The organism is Pontibacter amylolyticus (assembly GCF_014638845.1).
GTDB classification, from domain to species: domain Bacteria; phylum Bacteroidota; class Bacteroidia; order Cytophagales; family Hymenobacteraceae; genus Pontibacter; species Pontibacter amylolyticus.
In genome coordinates this window covers 96,848-113,196 of the sequence record NZ_BMFP01000005.1, presented here as the reverse complement: position 1 = coordinate 113,196, position 16,349 = coordinate 96,848, and the positions used below count along the sequence as shown (strand labels likewise).

The 16,349-nt window shown below is 53.6% G+C and carries 13 protein-coding genes; 6 read left to right on the top strand and 7 right to left on the bottom strand.

Features of this window, described 5'->3' with window-relative positions; all coding sequences use genetic code 11:
• Positions 1-40 precede the first annotated feature (40 nt).
• Positions 41-520 carry a hypothetical protein gene (locus IEV97_RS13465; protein WP_188502010.1) on the top strand — a complete coding sequence of 160 codons (480 nt, stop codon included), beginning with the start codon at positions 41-43 and terminating at the stop codon, positions 518-520.
• On the opposite strand, the gene IEV97_RS13460 is transcribed toward IEV97_RS13465, so the two are convergent.
• Positions 517-1,419, bottom strand: coding sequence for a DMT family transporter (locus IEV97_RS13460; protein ID WP_188502009.1), 903 nt, complete (start codon positions 1,417-1,419; stop codon positions 517-519). The genes IEV97_RS13465 and IEV97_RS13460 overlap by 4 nt on opposite strands.
• Before the next feature lie 78 nt (positions 1,420-1,497).
• Here IEV97_RS13460 and IEV97_RS13455 point away from each other — a divergent pair, with 78 nt between their 5' ends.
• From IEV97_RS13455 to IEV97_RS13440, 4 genes are all read left to right on the top strand, one after another.
• Entirely contained in the window at positions 1,498-2,667 is a 1,170-nt protein-coding gene (locus tag IEV97_RS13455; RefSeq protein WP_188502008.1) for an AI-2E family transporter, read from the top strand.
• Positions 2,668-2,751: 84 nt separating this feature from the next.
• Positions 2,752-4,020 (top strand): replication-associated recombination protein A, encoded by a 1,269-nt coding sequence (locus IEV97_RS13450; RefSeq protein ID WP_188502007.1) that lies wholly within the window; start codon positions 2,752-2,754, stop codon positions 4,018-4,020.
• 596 nt (positions 4,021-4,616) lie between these two features.
• On the top strand, positions 4,617-6,380 hold the full coding sequence (gene sppA, locus IEV97_RS13445; protein WP_188502006.1) for a signal peptide peptidase SppA: 1,764 nt from the start codon (positions 4,617-4,619) through the stop codon (positions 6,378-6,380).
• A gap of 951 nt (positions 6,381-7,331) precedes the next feature.
• Positions 7,332-8,147: a purine-nucleoside phosphorylase gene (locus IEV97_RS13440; protein ID WP_188502005.1), complete on the top strand. Its 816-nt coding sequence runs from the start codon at positions 7,332-7,334 to the stop codon at positions 8,145-8,147.
• A gap of 99 nt (positions 8,148-8,246) precedes the next feature.
• Here IEV97_RS13440 and IEV97_RS13435 read toward each other — a convergent pair whose 3' ends face one another.
• The 6 genes from IEV97_RS13435 to trxA form a co-directional block, all read right to left on the bottom strand.
• Positions 8,247-9,062 (bottom strand): DUF4249 domain-containing protein, encoded by an 816-nt coding sequence (locus IEV97_RS13435; RefSeq protein WP_188502004.1) that lies wholly within the window; start codon positions 9,060-9,062, stop codon positions 8,247-8,249.
• On the bottom strand, positions 9,062-11,380 hold the full coding sequence (locus tag IEV97_RS13430) for a TonB-dependent receptor (protein ID WP_229733937.1): 2,319 nt from the start codon (positions 11,378-11,380) through the stop codon (positions 9,062-9,064). Before IEV97_RS13430 ends, IEV97_RS13435 begins: the two co-directional genes overlap by 1 nt.
• Before the next feature lie 158 nt (positions 11,381-11,538).
• On the bottom strand, positions 11,539-13,410 hold the full coding sequence (locus tag IEV97_RS13425; RefSeq protein WP_188502003.1) for a M61 family metallopeptidase: 1,872 nt from the start codon (positions 13,408-13,410) through the stop codon (positions 11,539-11,541).
• A gap of 23 nt (positions 13,411-13,433) precedes the next feature.
• Entirely contained in the window at positions 13,434-13,898 is a 465-nt protein-coding gene (locus tag IEV97_RS13420) for a DoxX family protein (RefSeq protein ID WP_188502002.1), read from the bottom strand.
• Entirely contained in the window at positions 13,885-14,130 is a 246-nt protein-coding gene (locus IEV97_RS13415; RefSeq protein WP_188502001.1) for a hypothetical protein, read from the bottom strand. The genes IEV97_RS13420 and IEV97_RS13415 overlap by 14 nt, the downstream gene beginning before the upstream one ends.
• Positions 14,131-14,310: 180 nt before the next feature.
• Positions 14,311-14,619 carry a thioredoxin gene (gene trxA / locus IEV97_RS13410; protein WP_188502000.1) on the bottom strand — a complete coding sequence of 103 codons (309 nt, stop codon included), beginning with the start codon at positions 14,617-14,619 and terminating at the stop codon, positions 14,311-14,313.
• A 241-nt stretch (positions 14,620-14,860) separates the two neighbouring features.
• Here trxA and IEV97_RS13405 point away from each other — a divergent pair, with 241 nt between their 5' ends.
• On the top strand, positions 14,861-16,096 hold the full coding sequence (locus IEV97_RS13405; RefSeq protein ID WP_188501999.1) for a lipase family protein: 1,236 nt from the start codon (positions 14,861-14,863) through the stop codon (positions 16,094-16,096).
• The last annotated feature ends 253 nt before the right edge of the window (positions 16,097-16,349 follow it).

Genomic DNA, 16,349 nt, shown 5'->3' with positions numbered 1-16,349 from the left:
CGATTCTCTTTATACCTTTGAATCCACAAAACTGCACCGCATGAAGCTCCGCCTCTTTCTTGTCCTATACCTATGCACGCTCGTGGCCTGCAGCCAGAAAGAGGAAGTACAGTATGAGCGGCTTGAGCAGGAAGAAGTAAGCTCAGATGTAAGCACCTGGGTGAAAGCCGACCTGCAATGCGAGGAAATCCAGAATGCCGATGAGGACAATCCGCTGGCCGTGGTATACCTGAGTCAGATGGAGATGCAGTACGTGATCGACACGGTGTATACCTGCTCTGTCATCGCGCCTCAGATGTTCACTTCCTTCGGGGTGCCGCGCCAGGCGCTCTCGGCCTGCGGTGGCTGGTGGGCCGGGCAAGGCAACTTTTACTATGCCCTGCACGAAGGCGACAGCATTGCGGTGATGCACGCCAGGCCTGTTCGAAGCGATTCCGTGGACTTTCAGTATACCTTGCTGCAGCGCGTACCAGTCTCGAAGAGCACTACCGAGCTGCCCGAAGAAAGCTACATGCCTTAGGCTGCTTCTTTAATGACGTTTTGCTTCGTTCGGCTTACCAGGTATACCCCCGCAAAGATCAGAAGCGCATAGACAGCTTTTTGCACCGTGAACACGTCTTTGCCTACCCCAATCGCGATCAGGATAGCCATTACCGGCTGCAGGTAAATGTAGGCGCCTACCAGCGAGGGGTTGGCGTAGCGCAGCGCCCAGGTGTTGAGCAGGTAGGCAATGATGGTGACAGCAAAGACCATGAATAGAATAGCCAGCCAGATCGACATCGGAAACGCGCTGTAATCGGGTGCCATGAGCTGTTGCCAGCCGAACGGAATCACCAGCACGGCGCCTACCGTGAAGATGCGGCTCACAATGGTGATGGCCTTGTACTTCTGCATGAGTGGCTTTACCAGCACCAGGTATAGGCCAAACGATGTGGCATTCAGGATGATGAGGAGGTCTCCCCACACGTTACCGGTAGCTTGTTCTCCCTGCGAGGTATAGATCAGCAGAAAGGCACCCGCGCAGGCCATGGCTATACCTGACACCTTCCGCTTTCCGATGCGCTCGCGCAGCAGCAGGGCCGAGAAGACCAGCACCACCACCGGCACAATCACCATCAGGAGCGCCGCGTTGATCGGAGCAGTCAGGTTCAGGCCGGCAAAGAAGCACAGCTGGTTGATGGCCACTCCGGTCACGCCGCAGAGGATCACCCGGATATTGTCGGCACGTCCCACGATCTTCTCTTTCACCACCAATCTTGCAAATATGCCGAAGAAAAGCGCCGCCGACACCACCCGGATCAGGATCAATCCGAAAGGGCCCACGTACTCGGGCATCACCTCTTTGGCGATGCTGTAATTGCTACCATAGATCAGTGCCACCAGAAAAAGCGAAGCGTGCACCTGTACCTGTTTATTCATGCCACAAAATTACGTGCTTATTCGGTTTGTGCCGTATAAGGAGGCAATTAAAACCCCCACGCTCAAGCAACACGAAGCATGAATCAAATACCTCTCACGGTGAGAAGGGCCATCGAAATAACAGGACTGTTTTTTCTGGGCTGGATTATAGTATTGGGAAAAGGACTGCTGGCGCCGCTGCTCATGGCGTTCTTTATCAGCATCATGCTGTTGCCGGTATACCGTTTTTTCAGGAACAGGAAAATGCCGGAGGCGGTAGCCATTGGCCTGAGCCTGTTGGCAATGATCGTGGTGCTGGGCGGGATCGTCTGGTTTTTCTCGTCCCAGATCAGCGTGCTCATACGTGATTTTCCGACCATCCAGAAAAACGTGATGAACCACCTGAACGCGCTGAGCGTCTGGGTTGGAAGCCATACGCCCTTTTCGTCGCAGGAGCAGATCAATTTCGTCAAGGAGCAGAGCAACAACCTGCTGAACTACGCCGGTACCCTGCTGGGCGGGGTAGCCGGGGGCGTGACGGGCACGCTGATCTTCCTAGGGCTGTTGCCCATCTACATTTTCCTGCTGCTCTTTTACCGCAACCTTTTGCTGCGCTTCGTGTTCCTGTGGTTCCCCCGCGATAACCACGAGAAAGTAGAGGAGATACTACGCGAGATGCAGGTGATCATCAAAAGCTACCTCTTCGGCCTGCTCATACAGGTAACCTACATGACCGTGCTGCTCGGCGGCCTGCTGATGATCATCGGCATTAAGCATGCGCTGCTCATCGGGATTATTTTCGCCTTTCTTAATCTTATACCTTATGTGGGGGCGCTGTTGGGCAACATCATCGGGGTGCTGCTCACACTGGCCTCGTCAGCCGAAATATGGCCTATCTTTGTGGTATTGGGCACCATTGCCGGTGTGCAGTTCCTGGATAACAACATCCTGATGCCACGCATCGTGGGGTCCAAAGTCAAGATCAATGCCCTTGCCACCATTGTGGGCGTGGTGGTAGGCGGCGAAATTGCAGGTATAGCAGGCATGTTCCTCTCGCTCCCCATTATTGCGGTGCTGAAGGTGGTGTTTGATAGAACAGACCAGTTTAAGCAGTGGGGCGTGCTGTTTGGCGACGAGCGTCCTACCCGCAGCCCCATGGAAGTGCCGGTGCTGCGCTGGAACACGAAAGCCATTCGCCAGAAACTGGAGAGGGAAAACGAGATAGAGCCACCGCATGAAGGAGAAAAAGAGGAAGAGACGAAGAAGTAGGGGATAAGCTAATTCAGTCCTTCGGCTTTGCCCCCAAATTCGTAACTTTGTTTAGACTGAATTCCGAAGAGAGAAAAAGAGCAGATGAACCACCCGAACGTACCTTTGGCCGAGCGCATGCGGCCGCACAACCTGGACCAGTATTACGGACAAAAGCACCTGGTAGGGCCTACCGGTATTTTGCGTCGCTACATCGAGGGCGGCGTGATTCCGAGCATGATCTTGTGGGGGCCTCCGGGCGTGGGCAAAACCACCCTGGCCAACATCATCGCCAACCAAATGAAGGTGCCTTTCGTGGCGCTGAGTGCCATTAACGCCGGCGTGAAGGACATCCGCGAAGTGATTGAGCAGGCCAAAAAACGACAGGGCACGGTGCTGTTCATCGACGAGATTCACCGCTTCAACAAATCGCAGCAGGATGCTTTGCTGGGCGCTGTGGAGAAAGGTACAGTCACTTTGGTTGGCGCTACGACAGAGAACCCCTCTTTTGAAGTGATCTCGGCCTTGCTCTCCCGCTGCCAGGTATACATTCTCAAGCACTTGACCAAAGACGAACTTATTGAGCTGGTAGACAAGGCGCTGGAGCAGGACGAGTGGATGCGCCACCGCAAGGTACGCATCGAAGAATACGAGGCGCTGCTGACCATTTCGGGAGGTGATGCGCGCAAGCTGCTGAACCTGCTCGAGATCGTGGCCGAAGGTATAAAGGCCGAAGAAGTCGTGGTAACTAACGAACTGGTGAAACAGGTGGCCCAGCAGAACATCGTGATGTACGATAAGTCCGGGGAGATGCACTACGACCTGGTGTCGGCTTTCATCAAGTCCATCCGGGGCTCCGACCCGAACGCGGCCGTCTACTGGCTGGCACGCATGATAGAGGGCGGCGAAGATCCGAAGTTCATTGCCCGTCGTTTGCTCATCGCCTCTTCTGAGGACATCGGTCTGGCTAATTCGAACGCCTTGCTTATGGCCACCAACTGTTTTCAGGCGGTGCAGATGATCGGCTATCCGGAAGCGGAAATTATTCTCTCACAATGCACGGTATACCTGGCTACTTCACCAAAGAGCAACGCCTCCTACAAAGCCATCAAACAGGCACGGCAACTGGTGCAGCAAACCGGCAACCTGCCCGTGCCGCTGCACATCCGTAACGCCCCGACCAAACTGATGAAAGAGATTGGCTACGGAAACAACTACAAGTATGCCCACGACTACGAAGGCAATTTCGTAGCGCAGGAGTTCATGCCGCAGGAGCTCACCAACACGGCCCTCTACCAGCCCGGCAACAACGCCCGCGAACGCGACCTGCTCAAGCAACTGCAGGCCCAGTGGGGGAAGAAATATCGGTATTAGAGTTTGGGAATGTAGCGGCGTTGCACTGTAACGTCGTCCGCGTACAGTGGCATATCGCCGGCTCTTTCGGACATCTGTGTCCGGAAGAATTTCTGCCGGGGACATCCATGTCCCCCGTATACCTGCAGACGAGCTCAAAGGCTCTTTCGGATTTATCAATCCGAAAGCAAACGTCAGGGGATTTCCTAATCCCCGTATACCTGCAGATCCACGCACGGGGATGTGGACATCCCCAACAGGAAGCTTCGGGACATGGATGTCCCGAAGAGCCTTTAAGAAGATACTAGCATTCGATATAGCCGCTTTAATAGCGACAGGCTACGACCTGTCCGAATCGTGCACTGAAATCCCCTCCTCGGAGGGGTGGGGGTGGGTTAATCGTGCACCCAACAATTCAACCATCAACAATTTAACCTTCCAACCACTTAACAATTAACAACCAGCAATTCAATTAGTCTATGAAAAGTCCCGATTGGTCGAGTATACCGTTTAATGGGGCTTGGTATTGAACTTTAAGCGCTATTTTTGTTTATTGTATGCAAGGACCAGTATTTCCTGATACCTTTAAAACAGAACCATAACCCTAATTAGAACCTATGTTGAATTTCCTCCGATATGTACTGGCGACTATTCTTGGCCTGTTCATATTTTTCTTTCTGGGCCTCCTGATCATGGTCGGCGTCATTGCGGCATCAGCCTCCAAAGGCGATATCACGGTAGCCGAAAACTCTGTCCTGGAGCTTAAACTGGACAAAGCCATTGTGGAGCGTGAGCAGGAGAACCCATTCGGTGACCTCTCCTTTGGCTTCTTCTCGATGAGTAGCGGCGATGGACTCGATCAAATCAAAGCCTCCATTCGCCGTGCCAAAACTGACGACAATGTAAAAGGCATCTTCCTGAACATGCGCTTCGTGGACGCCGGTATGGGCAAACTCGAAGAGATCCGCGATGAGCTGATCGACTTCAAGGAGTCTGGCAAATTCATTGTGTCGTACGGCGATATGACCAACGAGAAAGCTTACTACTTGTCTTCTGTGGCTGATAAGATTTACTTGAACCCGCTGGGCACGCTGGAGTTTAACGGCATCAGCTCCGAAGTGTTCTTCTTCAAAGGCACCCTCGAAAAACTCGACATAAAGCCTGAAATCTTTAAAGTAGGCGATTTTAAGAGTGCAGTAGAGCCATTCTTCCTCGACAAGATGAGCGAAGCCAACCGCGAGCAGATGACCTCATTCCTGAACTCAATCAACGACTACCAGTTGCGCAAAATCGCAGAGGCGCGTGGCAAGACCTACGAAGAGCTGAAAAAAGTATCGGATGAGGTGCTGGTGCGTGAAGCGGCAGACGCCAAAACGCATGGCCTGGCTACCGACATCGGCTACTACGACGAAGCCATCGATTACATGAAAGAGCAACTGGGTGTAGAGAAAGACAAGAAACTGCAACTGGTGAGCCTTGCCAAGTATAAAAAAGTAAAGGACGCTGAGAAGAGCGGCTCGGCTAAAAACCGTATTGCGGTGATTTACGCTGAAGGCGACATTGTGGACGGCGAGGGCGATGACGACCAGATCGGCAGCACGCGCTATGCAGAGGCGATTCGTAATGCCCGTATGGACAAGAACGTGAAGGCTGTGGTGCTGAGAATCAACTCACCGGGCGGCAGCGCGCTGGCGTCTGACGTGATGTGGCGCGAAATCCAGGAGACCCGCAAGGTGAAACCTGTCATCGCCTCCATGTCTGACGTGGCTGCCTCTGGCGGTTACTACATGGCCATGGGCTGCGATACGATCGTGGCGCACCCGAACACCATTACGGGCAGTATCGGTGTGTTTGGCATTGTTCCGAACTTCGAAGGTTTCTTCAAAAACAAGCTGGGCATCACTGTGGACCGCGTAAGCACCGGCAACCACTCTGATCTGCCAACTGTTACCCGCGCCATGACGCCGTTCGAGAAAGAGATCGTACAGCGCGAGATCAACAAGATCTACGAAGTGTTCACGCAGAAAGCCGCAGATGGCCGTGGCATGTCGCAGGACGAACTGAAGAAATTCGCTTCGGGCCGTGTGTGGTCAGGTATAGAAGCCAAGGAGCGCAACCTGGTAGACGTACACGGTGGCCTGGAAAAAGCCATTGAGATTGCCGCCGCCCGCGTAGGTATAGAAGATGACTACCGCATCAAAGAGCTGCCACGTCGCAAGAATTTCTTCGAGGAGATGCTGGGTGAGGCTGGCTCTCAGGTAAAAGAGCGTGCTGTGAAGGCCGAGCTAGGTCAGCTATACCCTGTATACAACATGTACAAGAAAGTAGAGAACATGCAGGGTATCCAGACCCGTATGCCGTATGAATTGATCATTCAATAAAGATTATAGGCAGGTATAGCCTTCTGCTGATTTAATATCTAAAAGCCTGCTGGTGCAAATCAGTGGGCTTTTTATTTCTGGTCCGTTCCTTTTTTGCAACTTGCAGGTATAGCGGGGGAGGTTTACTTTATGGCGCGAGCCTCCTCGCTCGGGACTGTTATGGAGGGGTCTCTGGCCCAGGTATAGGTATAGCTTGCATTGCTTTGTAGCAACTGCAGTTGCAGGTATAACGGGCTGCGTTGCGTTGTAGCTTGCCCTGGCCGGGCGGGCCTTAATTTTTTCCTTGATGAAAAGAAAGAGGGCCCCTACCCCCAGTAAGCAAAAAAATCAAGACGCTCCAAACTCGCTGAACGCTCAAACAGTGGAGCGTCGAAAAGTGCACTTGGCAAGGTGGTTCGCTTCGTAGTAGGCGTGCAAGTTAGCCTTGCTATACCTGCCAGTGTGTTTGTGAGCGTAACTGAAACTACAGCGCTTATACCTGTAAAGTAGCAGTTACAGACTCCCCTCCTTGGACAAGGAGGGGCAGGGGTGGTTGGACCCGGTACTGCACAGAAACTGCTGAAGCTACAGTGCCTATACCTGTGAATTGGTAGCAGCAGAAAGTCCCCCTCCTGTTTTTAGGAGGGGTTAGGGGAGGTGATTCCCCTCTGGGGGAGGGGTCCTCAACAAAGAAGAGGGGCAGGGGTGTTTTAATCGTGTATAGGTATACTGCAAAAAACACAAAACTATACTTGACAATCATCAGCTACAGAAAGGTCTCTCTTGTGGCAAGGAGAGGACACCGTGCACTGAACCAAAAGCGAATAACTCTTAATCCAATTAACTCAAACAACCTCCCACAACCAAAGCAGTAGAAAAGCTTTCCAACCACCACATGATTTAAATCATTTATTCTCTCAAAATAAATGAGCTATTTCGCGTACCAAAACAGCATATAAAACGATGAACGATATGATGCAGCAATTACGAGAGTCCGCTTCTTTTATACAGAACCAAACAGGCAATTTTCAACCGGAGTTCGGAATTATACTGGGCACGGGCCTGGGCGCTTTGATCAAAGAAATTGAAATAGAACACAGCCTCGATTACGCCGATATTCCGCATTTTCCGGTTTCGACAGTGGAGAGCCATACTGGTCGTCTGGCTTTTGGTACGCTGGCCGGGCGCCGTGTGATCGTGATGCAGGGCCGCTTCCACTACTACGAAGGCTATACCATGCACCAGGTGGTGCACCCGGTGCGTGTTATGAAACTGTTGGGAGTAAACAAACTTTTCATTTCGAACGCAAGCGGCGGCCTCAATCCTGCTTTCAACACGTCTGACCTGATGGTGATCACCGACCATATCAACCTGCAGCCGTCCAACCCGCTGATTGGCCCGAACCTGGATGAACTGGGGCCGCGCTTCCCGGATATGAGCGAAGTATACGACGAGAAGATGGTGCGCCAGGCCATGGTCATCGCCGAGGATGCCGGCTTTACGCTACAAGAGGGTGTGTATGCCAGCGTACCTGGCCCCATGCTGGAAACGTTAGCAGAGTATACCTACATTGCCCGCATTGGGGCCGATGCCGTGGGTATGTCGACTGTGCCGGAAGCCATCGCTGCCCGCCACATGGGCATGAAGATTTTCGGCATTTCGGTGATCACGGATATGGGCACGCCCGACCGTATCAAGAAGGTGAACCTGGCCGACATCCTGGATGCCGCCGCTATAGCTGAACCGCGTATGACCATGCTGATCAAGGAACTGGTGCGTCAGCAGTAATTTTGTAGGCAATAGTGCCAAGGTACGAGAAGAAACAGCAGGGGGCAGCCAAATCGGCTGCCCCCTGCTTGCTATCAGACGACTGATACAGTTTCTGCGCTACTTTTTGATCACCACCGTCTTGCGGTTGTAGGAGAGGTTGGTGAAGATGCCGATACCGCCTTTCACTGAAGACACAATGCGCGAAGGCTGCGCAAAGGGGTTGCCGTTGGCATTGCGCGCATCCGAAACGGAGCCCAAGAAGTCGTAGTACTGCTGCTCGATGTGGTACAGCGAAACCACCAGGGTGTCACCCTCTTCGTAGTCGTAGCCCGAGCCGTAGGATACGCGCTGCCCATTGGTAAGCCGGTCGCTGGAAATGAAGTCGCGCTGGGAGGAATTGGAGAGGCTGTCGCGGTGCACCATGTAGCGGTAGAAGTTCTCGGCATCCGGATCGTCCTGGTAGGAGGTGAGCAGATAGGCTTTGTCTTTTTCATTGAACTTCCACTCCACTGCCTCAATCGGTACCTGGCCCATGATGGTGGTAGTACCTGTCACGTGGCGCCCTTTACCGTCTTTTACCTCCAGCGTCACTACCTCGCCGGGCTGCATGTCCAGCTTTTCGCTTATGCGGTGGGTGTAGTACTTGCCGGTTTGCTTGTTCTGAACAGGACTGAAAGGCAGTTTGATCTTCCGGCCCCGGTGTGTGATAAAAACCTCCGCATCGGGTACAAGCGGCAGTTCCGGGTCGTTGAAGTAGCTCACGCTCTCCAGCACCACGGCCCGCAGCGGTTTGCCAGGCTCCAGATAACACTCCACTACCAGTTGCGATTCATGGGCTGGCAGTTTCACTTCCACTTCCTGCTCCAGGTCGCAGGAGGCCAGCAGCAAAAGCAGGGGCAACAGTAAGGTATAGATTGTAGGTCTGGTTTGCATCAGAACTTGAAATTATAAGTAACAGCAGGTATAACCGGGAAGAGCGACACTTGCTTGGCCCGGAAGCCGAGTGTTTCGTTGTCTTCCTCGTCTTTCACCTGTTCAAAATATACAAAGTAGGGATTGCGGCGGTTATAGGCATTATAGGCACTGAAAGTCAGGTCAGCCTCGCCGCGCTTCGGCTTGAGTTTGAGCACCAGCCCCAGGTCCAGCCGGTGAAAGGCGGCCAGCCGGAAACTATTGCGGTCGCTGTAGACAGGCACCACGGTGGCGTTCTTGCCCTGCACATCCTGAAAAGCGAAGCGGGCCACGGGCAGCGAATACGCGTTGCCGGTACCGTACACAAAAGCGCCGGTCAGGTGGATGCGCTTGCTCAATTCGTGCAGCACCACCACACTTACATCGTGACGACGGTCGTAGCGGGTCGGGAAGCGGCGGCCCTCATTGATACCATCAAACTGACGGTAGCTCCATGACAAGGTATAGCCCACCCAGCCCGTAGTGCGTCCCTTTATCTTTTCGAGGTATACCTCATTGCCGTAGCTTTCGCCTTTGCCAAACAGAAACTCCTCTTCCAGTTTGTCATTCACAAACAGGTTGGCCCCGTCGCGGAAGTCGATCTGGCGGTGCATCCACTTGTAGTACAGTTCGTTCGTGACCATGTAGCGGCCCTCACCGAAGAGGTGACTTATACCTGCGGCCACCTGCTGCGAGCGCTGCGGCTTCACGTAGTCGTTGGAGGGGTACCAGATATCGGTTGGCAGCGAGGCGCCGGAGTTGGCCACCAGGTGAATGTACTGCATCATGCTGGCATAGCTGGCCTTCAGGGAGGTTCGCTCGCTCAGGCTATACCTGGCCGAGGCCCGTGGCTCGAGTGCGCTGTAGGTTTTGCCGCCGCTGTTGAAAGCCGATAGCCGCAGGCCGTAGTTGAGCGAGAGTTGGCTGTTTACCTGAAAGTCGTCTGCAAGGTATGCCGCCGCTTCCGTGGCCTCGTAATCGTTGCCTGCACTGAAACTCTGCCGGTCGTCGTCAGAGTCGAAGTTGAGGCGGCCGATGGTGAAGGCGTGCCGGGTGGCCATGGCGCCGAACTGCAAGGTATGGCCTTTGTCCAGGATCAGGCTGAAGTCCGTTTTGAGGGCCACGTCGCGGATGTCGGAGGTCAGGTTGAAGCTGAACACGTCGATCTTGTTGCTGACATTGTACTGGTAGCTGCTGCCCGAAAGCGTGGTGTTTACCTGAAAGCGTGGGTTGAACTTGTGCTGCCAGCGCAGGGCACCCACCTTGTTGCCCCAGTCGAAGCCAAACTCAAAATCAGCATCGTTAAAGCCGAAGAAGTCGCGCCCGTAATAGCCGCTCACAAACAGCTCGTCTTTCTCGCCCAGCTTATAATTTGCCTTGCCGTTGAGGTCGTAGAAGTAGTAATCAGGTATAGGATTGAAGTCTTTTTTGCCCTCCTGGAGGCGGTTGATCTGGCGTGTGAACACATCGACATACGTGCGACGGCCGGAGAGGATGAACGAGGACTTGTCCTTCACAATAGGCCCGTCCACGGTCAGGCGTGAGGCAATCAGGCCAAGGCCGCCGGTGACGCCGATGCGCTCCTGGTTACCCTCGCGCATCTTCACATCCAATACAGAAGAGAGCCTGCCGCCGAATTGTGCTGGAAAGCCTCCTTTGTACAGGTCCACACTTTCCACAGCATCCGGATTGAACACCGAAAAGAAACCGAACAGGTGAGAGGCGTTGTAGACCACGGCATCATCCAGCAGCACCAGGTTCTGGTCCGGGCCGCCGCCGCGCACGTACAGGCCCGATGCGCCTTCGCCACCGGATTGTACCCCGGGCTTGAGTTGCAACGTCTTGATCAGGTCGACCTCCCCGAAAAGGGACGGCAGCAGTTTGGCCTCCCGCGTGGTCAGCGTCTCGACACTCATCTGGCTGGCAGTGAGTTTCTGCTGCAGGGAGTTGGCCTCGATCACGACTTCGCGCAACTGGCTGTTGGCAGGCAGCAAGGCAAAATTGATGGTCAGGTTCCGGTCAGTGACCTCGATGGTGCGGGAGATCAGTTCGTAGCCGATGTAAGTGGCTTGCAAGGTATGGTTGCCCTCCGGCAGCTGCAAGGTATAGAAACCGCGGGCATCCGTGGCAGCGCCTATGCGTAACTCCGGAACTGATACAGTAGCCCCGATCAGCGCGTCTTCGTTGCCGGTGCCCCGCACATAACCACTGATGGTATAGGTGCTCTGAGCAAACACATCGGTGGCAACGAGACTGAGTAGGCAGAAAAGGAGGTATACAGCAAAAGCTGGTAAGCGCATCTAAACTAAATTTAAAACAGGAGGCTTTGAAAATCAGGTACAAAGGTACACAAATTACCTGATCTGCCCCGGTAAAACGATCATTATCAGATCATTTAAGGCGATTTTGCTTTAATGAAACAGCAGGGTAGCTAAAATGTTCCGTTGAGGTATTGTGATTAAGGCAGGGTTTCGTTCAGCCAGGCCGCACGCAGGCGAAGCTGCCGTTCCGTCGGCGCCTCCACCGGCTCGAGCAGGTGCAGCACCTCCCGCTTCACGGCAGTTACCTTGCCCGTGAGTTTTTTGGGTTTTACAACGCCTTTGGCGTCTTTGCGGCCTACGGTGATCTCTATTTTGCTGCCCGGCTTGGCCTGTTGCAGCTCTTCGCCTATGATGTCACGAACGTTCATGGGGGTGACTTCCTTGCCATTGAAGGCCAGCAATTGGTCGCCTTCCTTAAAGCCCATCTGCCGACCGAATTCGTCCATGTCGTCGGCTTCGGCCACCGTAATCTTATCAGCTTCGCGGTCGTAGCCCGGTACAAAGCCCCCGTAGGAGTTCACCAGCTGCATGGCCACCGGCTTATACTTCACACCGACTTTTTCGAACAATTCGGTCAGAGGCAGTCGCTCCCCGCCTTCCACGTAGCGGGCAAAAAAGGTCCGGATCTCAGGGTAGGTGAGCTCGGCTATTTTATCGAAGAGCTCGTCGTCTTTGAAGGGTTTGCCTTTGCCGTAGGTTTTGGCCAGGTCCTGCATCAGGTTCACCAGTCCGTATTTGCCATCTAACAGGTCGCGCAGCTGTATGTCTAGCGCCATCCCGATCAGGGCGCCCTTCTGGTACACGTTGCCATACTGATTTTCATGCTCGTCCAGCACCTTGGCGCTCATCTCCGTGAAAGGCAGCGTGTCGTTAAAGGCCATGGAGCTGAAAATATACTCCCGGATCTTCAGCATGAACTCGTCCACCGAGATCAGGTTTTCATATACCTGCACGTGCGAGGCAAAATATTCCGTCACGCCCTCATACAGCCACAGGTGCTTCGACATGCGCGGGTTGATGAAATCAAAATCGTGGATCTCTTCAGACTGGATGGAAAGCGGCGTTACAATATGAAAGAACTCGTGGGCAGCTACGTCGCGCATGGTGCTGTTGAAACGCTCTTCGGGCATTTCAGGCAGATAGTAAACCGACGAATTGGAATGTTCGAGCGCCCCATAAGAGCCTGACTTGCCCGGTCGCTGCGGCACGTAGATCAGGAACGCATACTTGTCGACTGGCAGGGTGCCACCGAGGTAGCTGCGCTGGGCTTCGAGTATGTCGCGGATGTTATCTGCAATAGGCTTGGAGGTGACACGGCCGGTAGGGGAGTAAACCGATACTAACACTTCGGTTTCGCCCAGATTGAGCACGGTCGTGTCAGGTTTATTGTACATCAGCGGCGAGTCAGCCAGCTCCACGTAATTGGGCACGTTATAGGTGTCGGCAGTGGCGGTGCTGGAAGTTGCCTGCAACGCCGTGGAGCCGTAGAATCCCGCCGGTTTGGTAACGGTTAGCTCGTAAGGCACCTGCTTGAGTCCATCGAAATAACCCACGAAACCGAACGGGTTGAGCAGAAAATTCTGGCCTTCTTCGATGTTAGTCCCGCCTGGCTCGAACACCACGTCCTGCCGTCGGGCTGCATCGAAAGTGTCGTCCACCCAATACGTAATTTTATCCAGGTTCTGGGCCTCCGAGATGCGCCAGCGGTTGGTGTCGATGCGCTCGACCGGCAAAGGTTTGCCCTGCTTGTCCAGCGCCTGAAACTCCGACACAAACTTACCGAAGTCAGAAACCGAGTAAGTGCCGGGTACGATCTTGGGCATGTTGTAAATGGCCTCGCCCTGCTTAATAGTCGGTGGGCGCAGGCTGACAGGCACCTTGTCCCCTTTGACTTGCGTGAGGTCGATTGAGACGGTATAGCGAGGTTCTGAACTCGACTGTGTGGCAACGGAAGAGCAGCCGAAATGCAGGCTGAGCAGCAGAAGCAGGATCGTTTTGGTTAATTTCATGTATGCGGACCTGAGTTAACAAACTAGTTAACGGGCGTGGGCTGCTTTTGGGTTTGCACTTGTCTTTTCTCCAGCAAAGAATCGATGGAAAGGGGACCGGCACCGTTGAACAGGTAAAAGAATCCTGCGAAAATAAGCTCAGCAGCCGGGTAATATTGCGGAAACGACTGGCCGATGTGCACGATAAGTATGGCGGCCGTGAAATTGATGATGAGCAGCAGACCCGCTATACGGACGCCCCAACCCAGCAGGAGCATCAGGCCGATCAGAAATTGGGTATAGACGGAGAGGTGGGCGGCCAACAGCGGGTAGGGCACCCCATGGGCCTGCAGAAAATCCCGGAACTCAAGCATCCGCTCCCAACTAAACACATTGTCCTGCACGCCATAGATCAGGAAAACGCCCATGGCAAAACGCAGGAAAACCACGCCATAAGCCCAATGGCGCTTAAAGAATGTAAAAGGATCTCTTATCTTAGGCTGCCTCATCGCAACGCAAGTCCTGCGTGCTATTCATGTCAGAAATCAGGTATAGGCCCTGCTCTTCCGACTTCTCGTCGGCTCTGCAGTCCTTTCCCTGCTGCGGTTCCAGTGTGTTTTCCTGGCAGAGATGCACCCCGGTGAGTATTTGCACCAGGTCCGAAACAGCAGGGCGGAAATCGGCGAAGCTGAGGGCGCCGGAGATAAGCGAAGCGAAGAAAACAGCAATGGCACTTTTCATTTTTTTCTTTCTGTGACGTTGTCTGCTCTATAGATGCATTTTATGGCCAAAAGGCTGCTTCCGTGCTCAATTTTTTTTCAAAAACTTAAATGAAGTATCCTGTGCTATACCTGGAAAGAACGAAGGCTCTCCTTTATTCTGGAAAGTCTCTGCGTTTTTCTGCCACGATGCCATACCCGATCAGCTGGTGTGCTGCTGTATGATCTGGCTAAGCTGATGACCCGGCACGGCACCGGCTTGCTTCCAGACAACCTGTCCGTTTTTAAAAAGCATGAAAGTTGGGACACCCTGCACGCGGTACTGCTGGGCAGCAGCCTGGTTTTTGTCCACGTTTATTTTGATGACTTTCAGCTTGCCCGAGAAGTCCTTGGCCAACTGCTCCACCACAGGGTTCATCGTTTTGCAGGGGCCGCACCAGTCGGCGTAAAAGTCCACGAGCACCGGCATGCCCGGGCTTTTGATCAGTTCAGCGAATGATTTCTTTGCCATAGCTCTATTGTTTAGTCTGTATTTACGCAGTGCAAAGCTAAAAGATAAACTGTTCAGACCGATCAGGCCCTCCGTAATCTTCCCTGGCTTTACATCTCGGCTCTTCAGTTTGCCTTGCCTCAAATGACACATTTTGTTCGCTTAGTCCTCGCATGAAACTTTGCTATACCTTGGTTTGACAACCGGGAACTATAGACAGCGTGGGTTGATTATTGTAAAGTAAAAGTCTTTCCCAAAGCACATGACGAACCTGAAATATATGCTGAGGCACTGGATCAGCACCCTGGCCATTGTCGCCCTATTGGTAGTTGCCGCCTTACCGCTCAGTTCCTGCAGCAAAAGCGATGCGGCTATACCGGAAGACGTGGCCGAGCGCGAGCTGCTTATATCATCTGAGAAGGTGGTCACCCTTCCGGCAGCTACGCTCAGGCAGCTGGCCGGCGCTTATGCCGGTAGCTTCCAGAGCCAGATCAGGTACGATGTGGCGATTTACAAAGTGCATTACCGCACCACTTTCCAGGGACGTGAAACCGAGGCGTCCGGCCTGGTAGCCCTGCCGATGAACCTGAGCATGCCGGCCCCGGTGCTGAGCGTGCAGCACGGAACCATCTTCCGGCACGATGAAGCGCCATCTGCCATGAGCGGCGGTCTGACGGGCTTTGAGGTATTCGCCTCCGGTGGGTATATCACGCTTATACCTGACTACCTGGGTTTCGGAGCCTCCAGACAGCTTCTGCACCCTTACTATCACCAGCAATCGTCCGGTATAGCCGTGGTCGATATGATCAAGGCCGCCAAGTCGCTGTACGCACAGGAGGGTATAGCCGACAACGGGCAGCTGTTTCTGGCGGGCTACTCGGAAGGTGGCTACGTAACACTGGCTGCGCAAAAGGAGATTGAAACCAATCCGCAGCATGGCCTGAAAATTACCGCCTCTGGTGCTGGAGCCGGTGGCTACGACCTGACCGGGATGCTGGCCGATGTGGTGGCGGGCAAGCCTTATACCTATCCGGCTTACCTGGCTTACGTGCTGATGAGCTATAACAAAACCTACGAGTGGAACCGTCCGCTCAGTGATTTTTATCAGGAACCATACGCCACCCGACTGGCTACGCTTTTCAACGGACAGCACAGTGGCAGCGCCATCAACAAACAGTTGACCACCCAGACAGAGAAGTTGTTTTCAGTCACTTTTCTGGAAGGCCTCCGTGGCGATGGGGAGCAGGCGCTCAAAAAGGCTTTGCAGGATAATAGCTTTAACAGCTGGGTGCCGCAAAGTCCGACGCGCCTGTACCATGGCACTGCCGATGTGATCGTGCCTTATGCTAATTCTCAGCAAACGTACGAGCGCATGAAGTCTGCTGGCGCCCCGAACCTGGAGCTTATACCAATTCAAAATGGTAATCACGGCAGTAGTCTTATCCCGATGCTCGTTGATTTGATCCCCTGGATGCAGTCGTTTGAGGCGAATCCGTAAAGGTGTATGGCATGTGAGAACGCTGCTATAGCGGGTATAGCTACGGTTGGTCTATGGCGCGAGCGTCCACGCTCGTGTCTACTATGGTGGGGCCTCTGGCCCAGGTATAGCGTACTTTGCTTTAATGCTCATACTTATGCCCTCGCTCGCGTCCCGCCAGTGTGAGGTATACAGCGGACTCCGGCCCAGGTATAGCAAGCTTTGCTTAGTAGCGACTGCTTGTTGCAGGTATAGCAACCTAAGTTGTTTCATT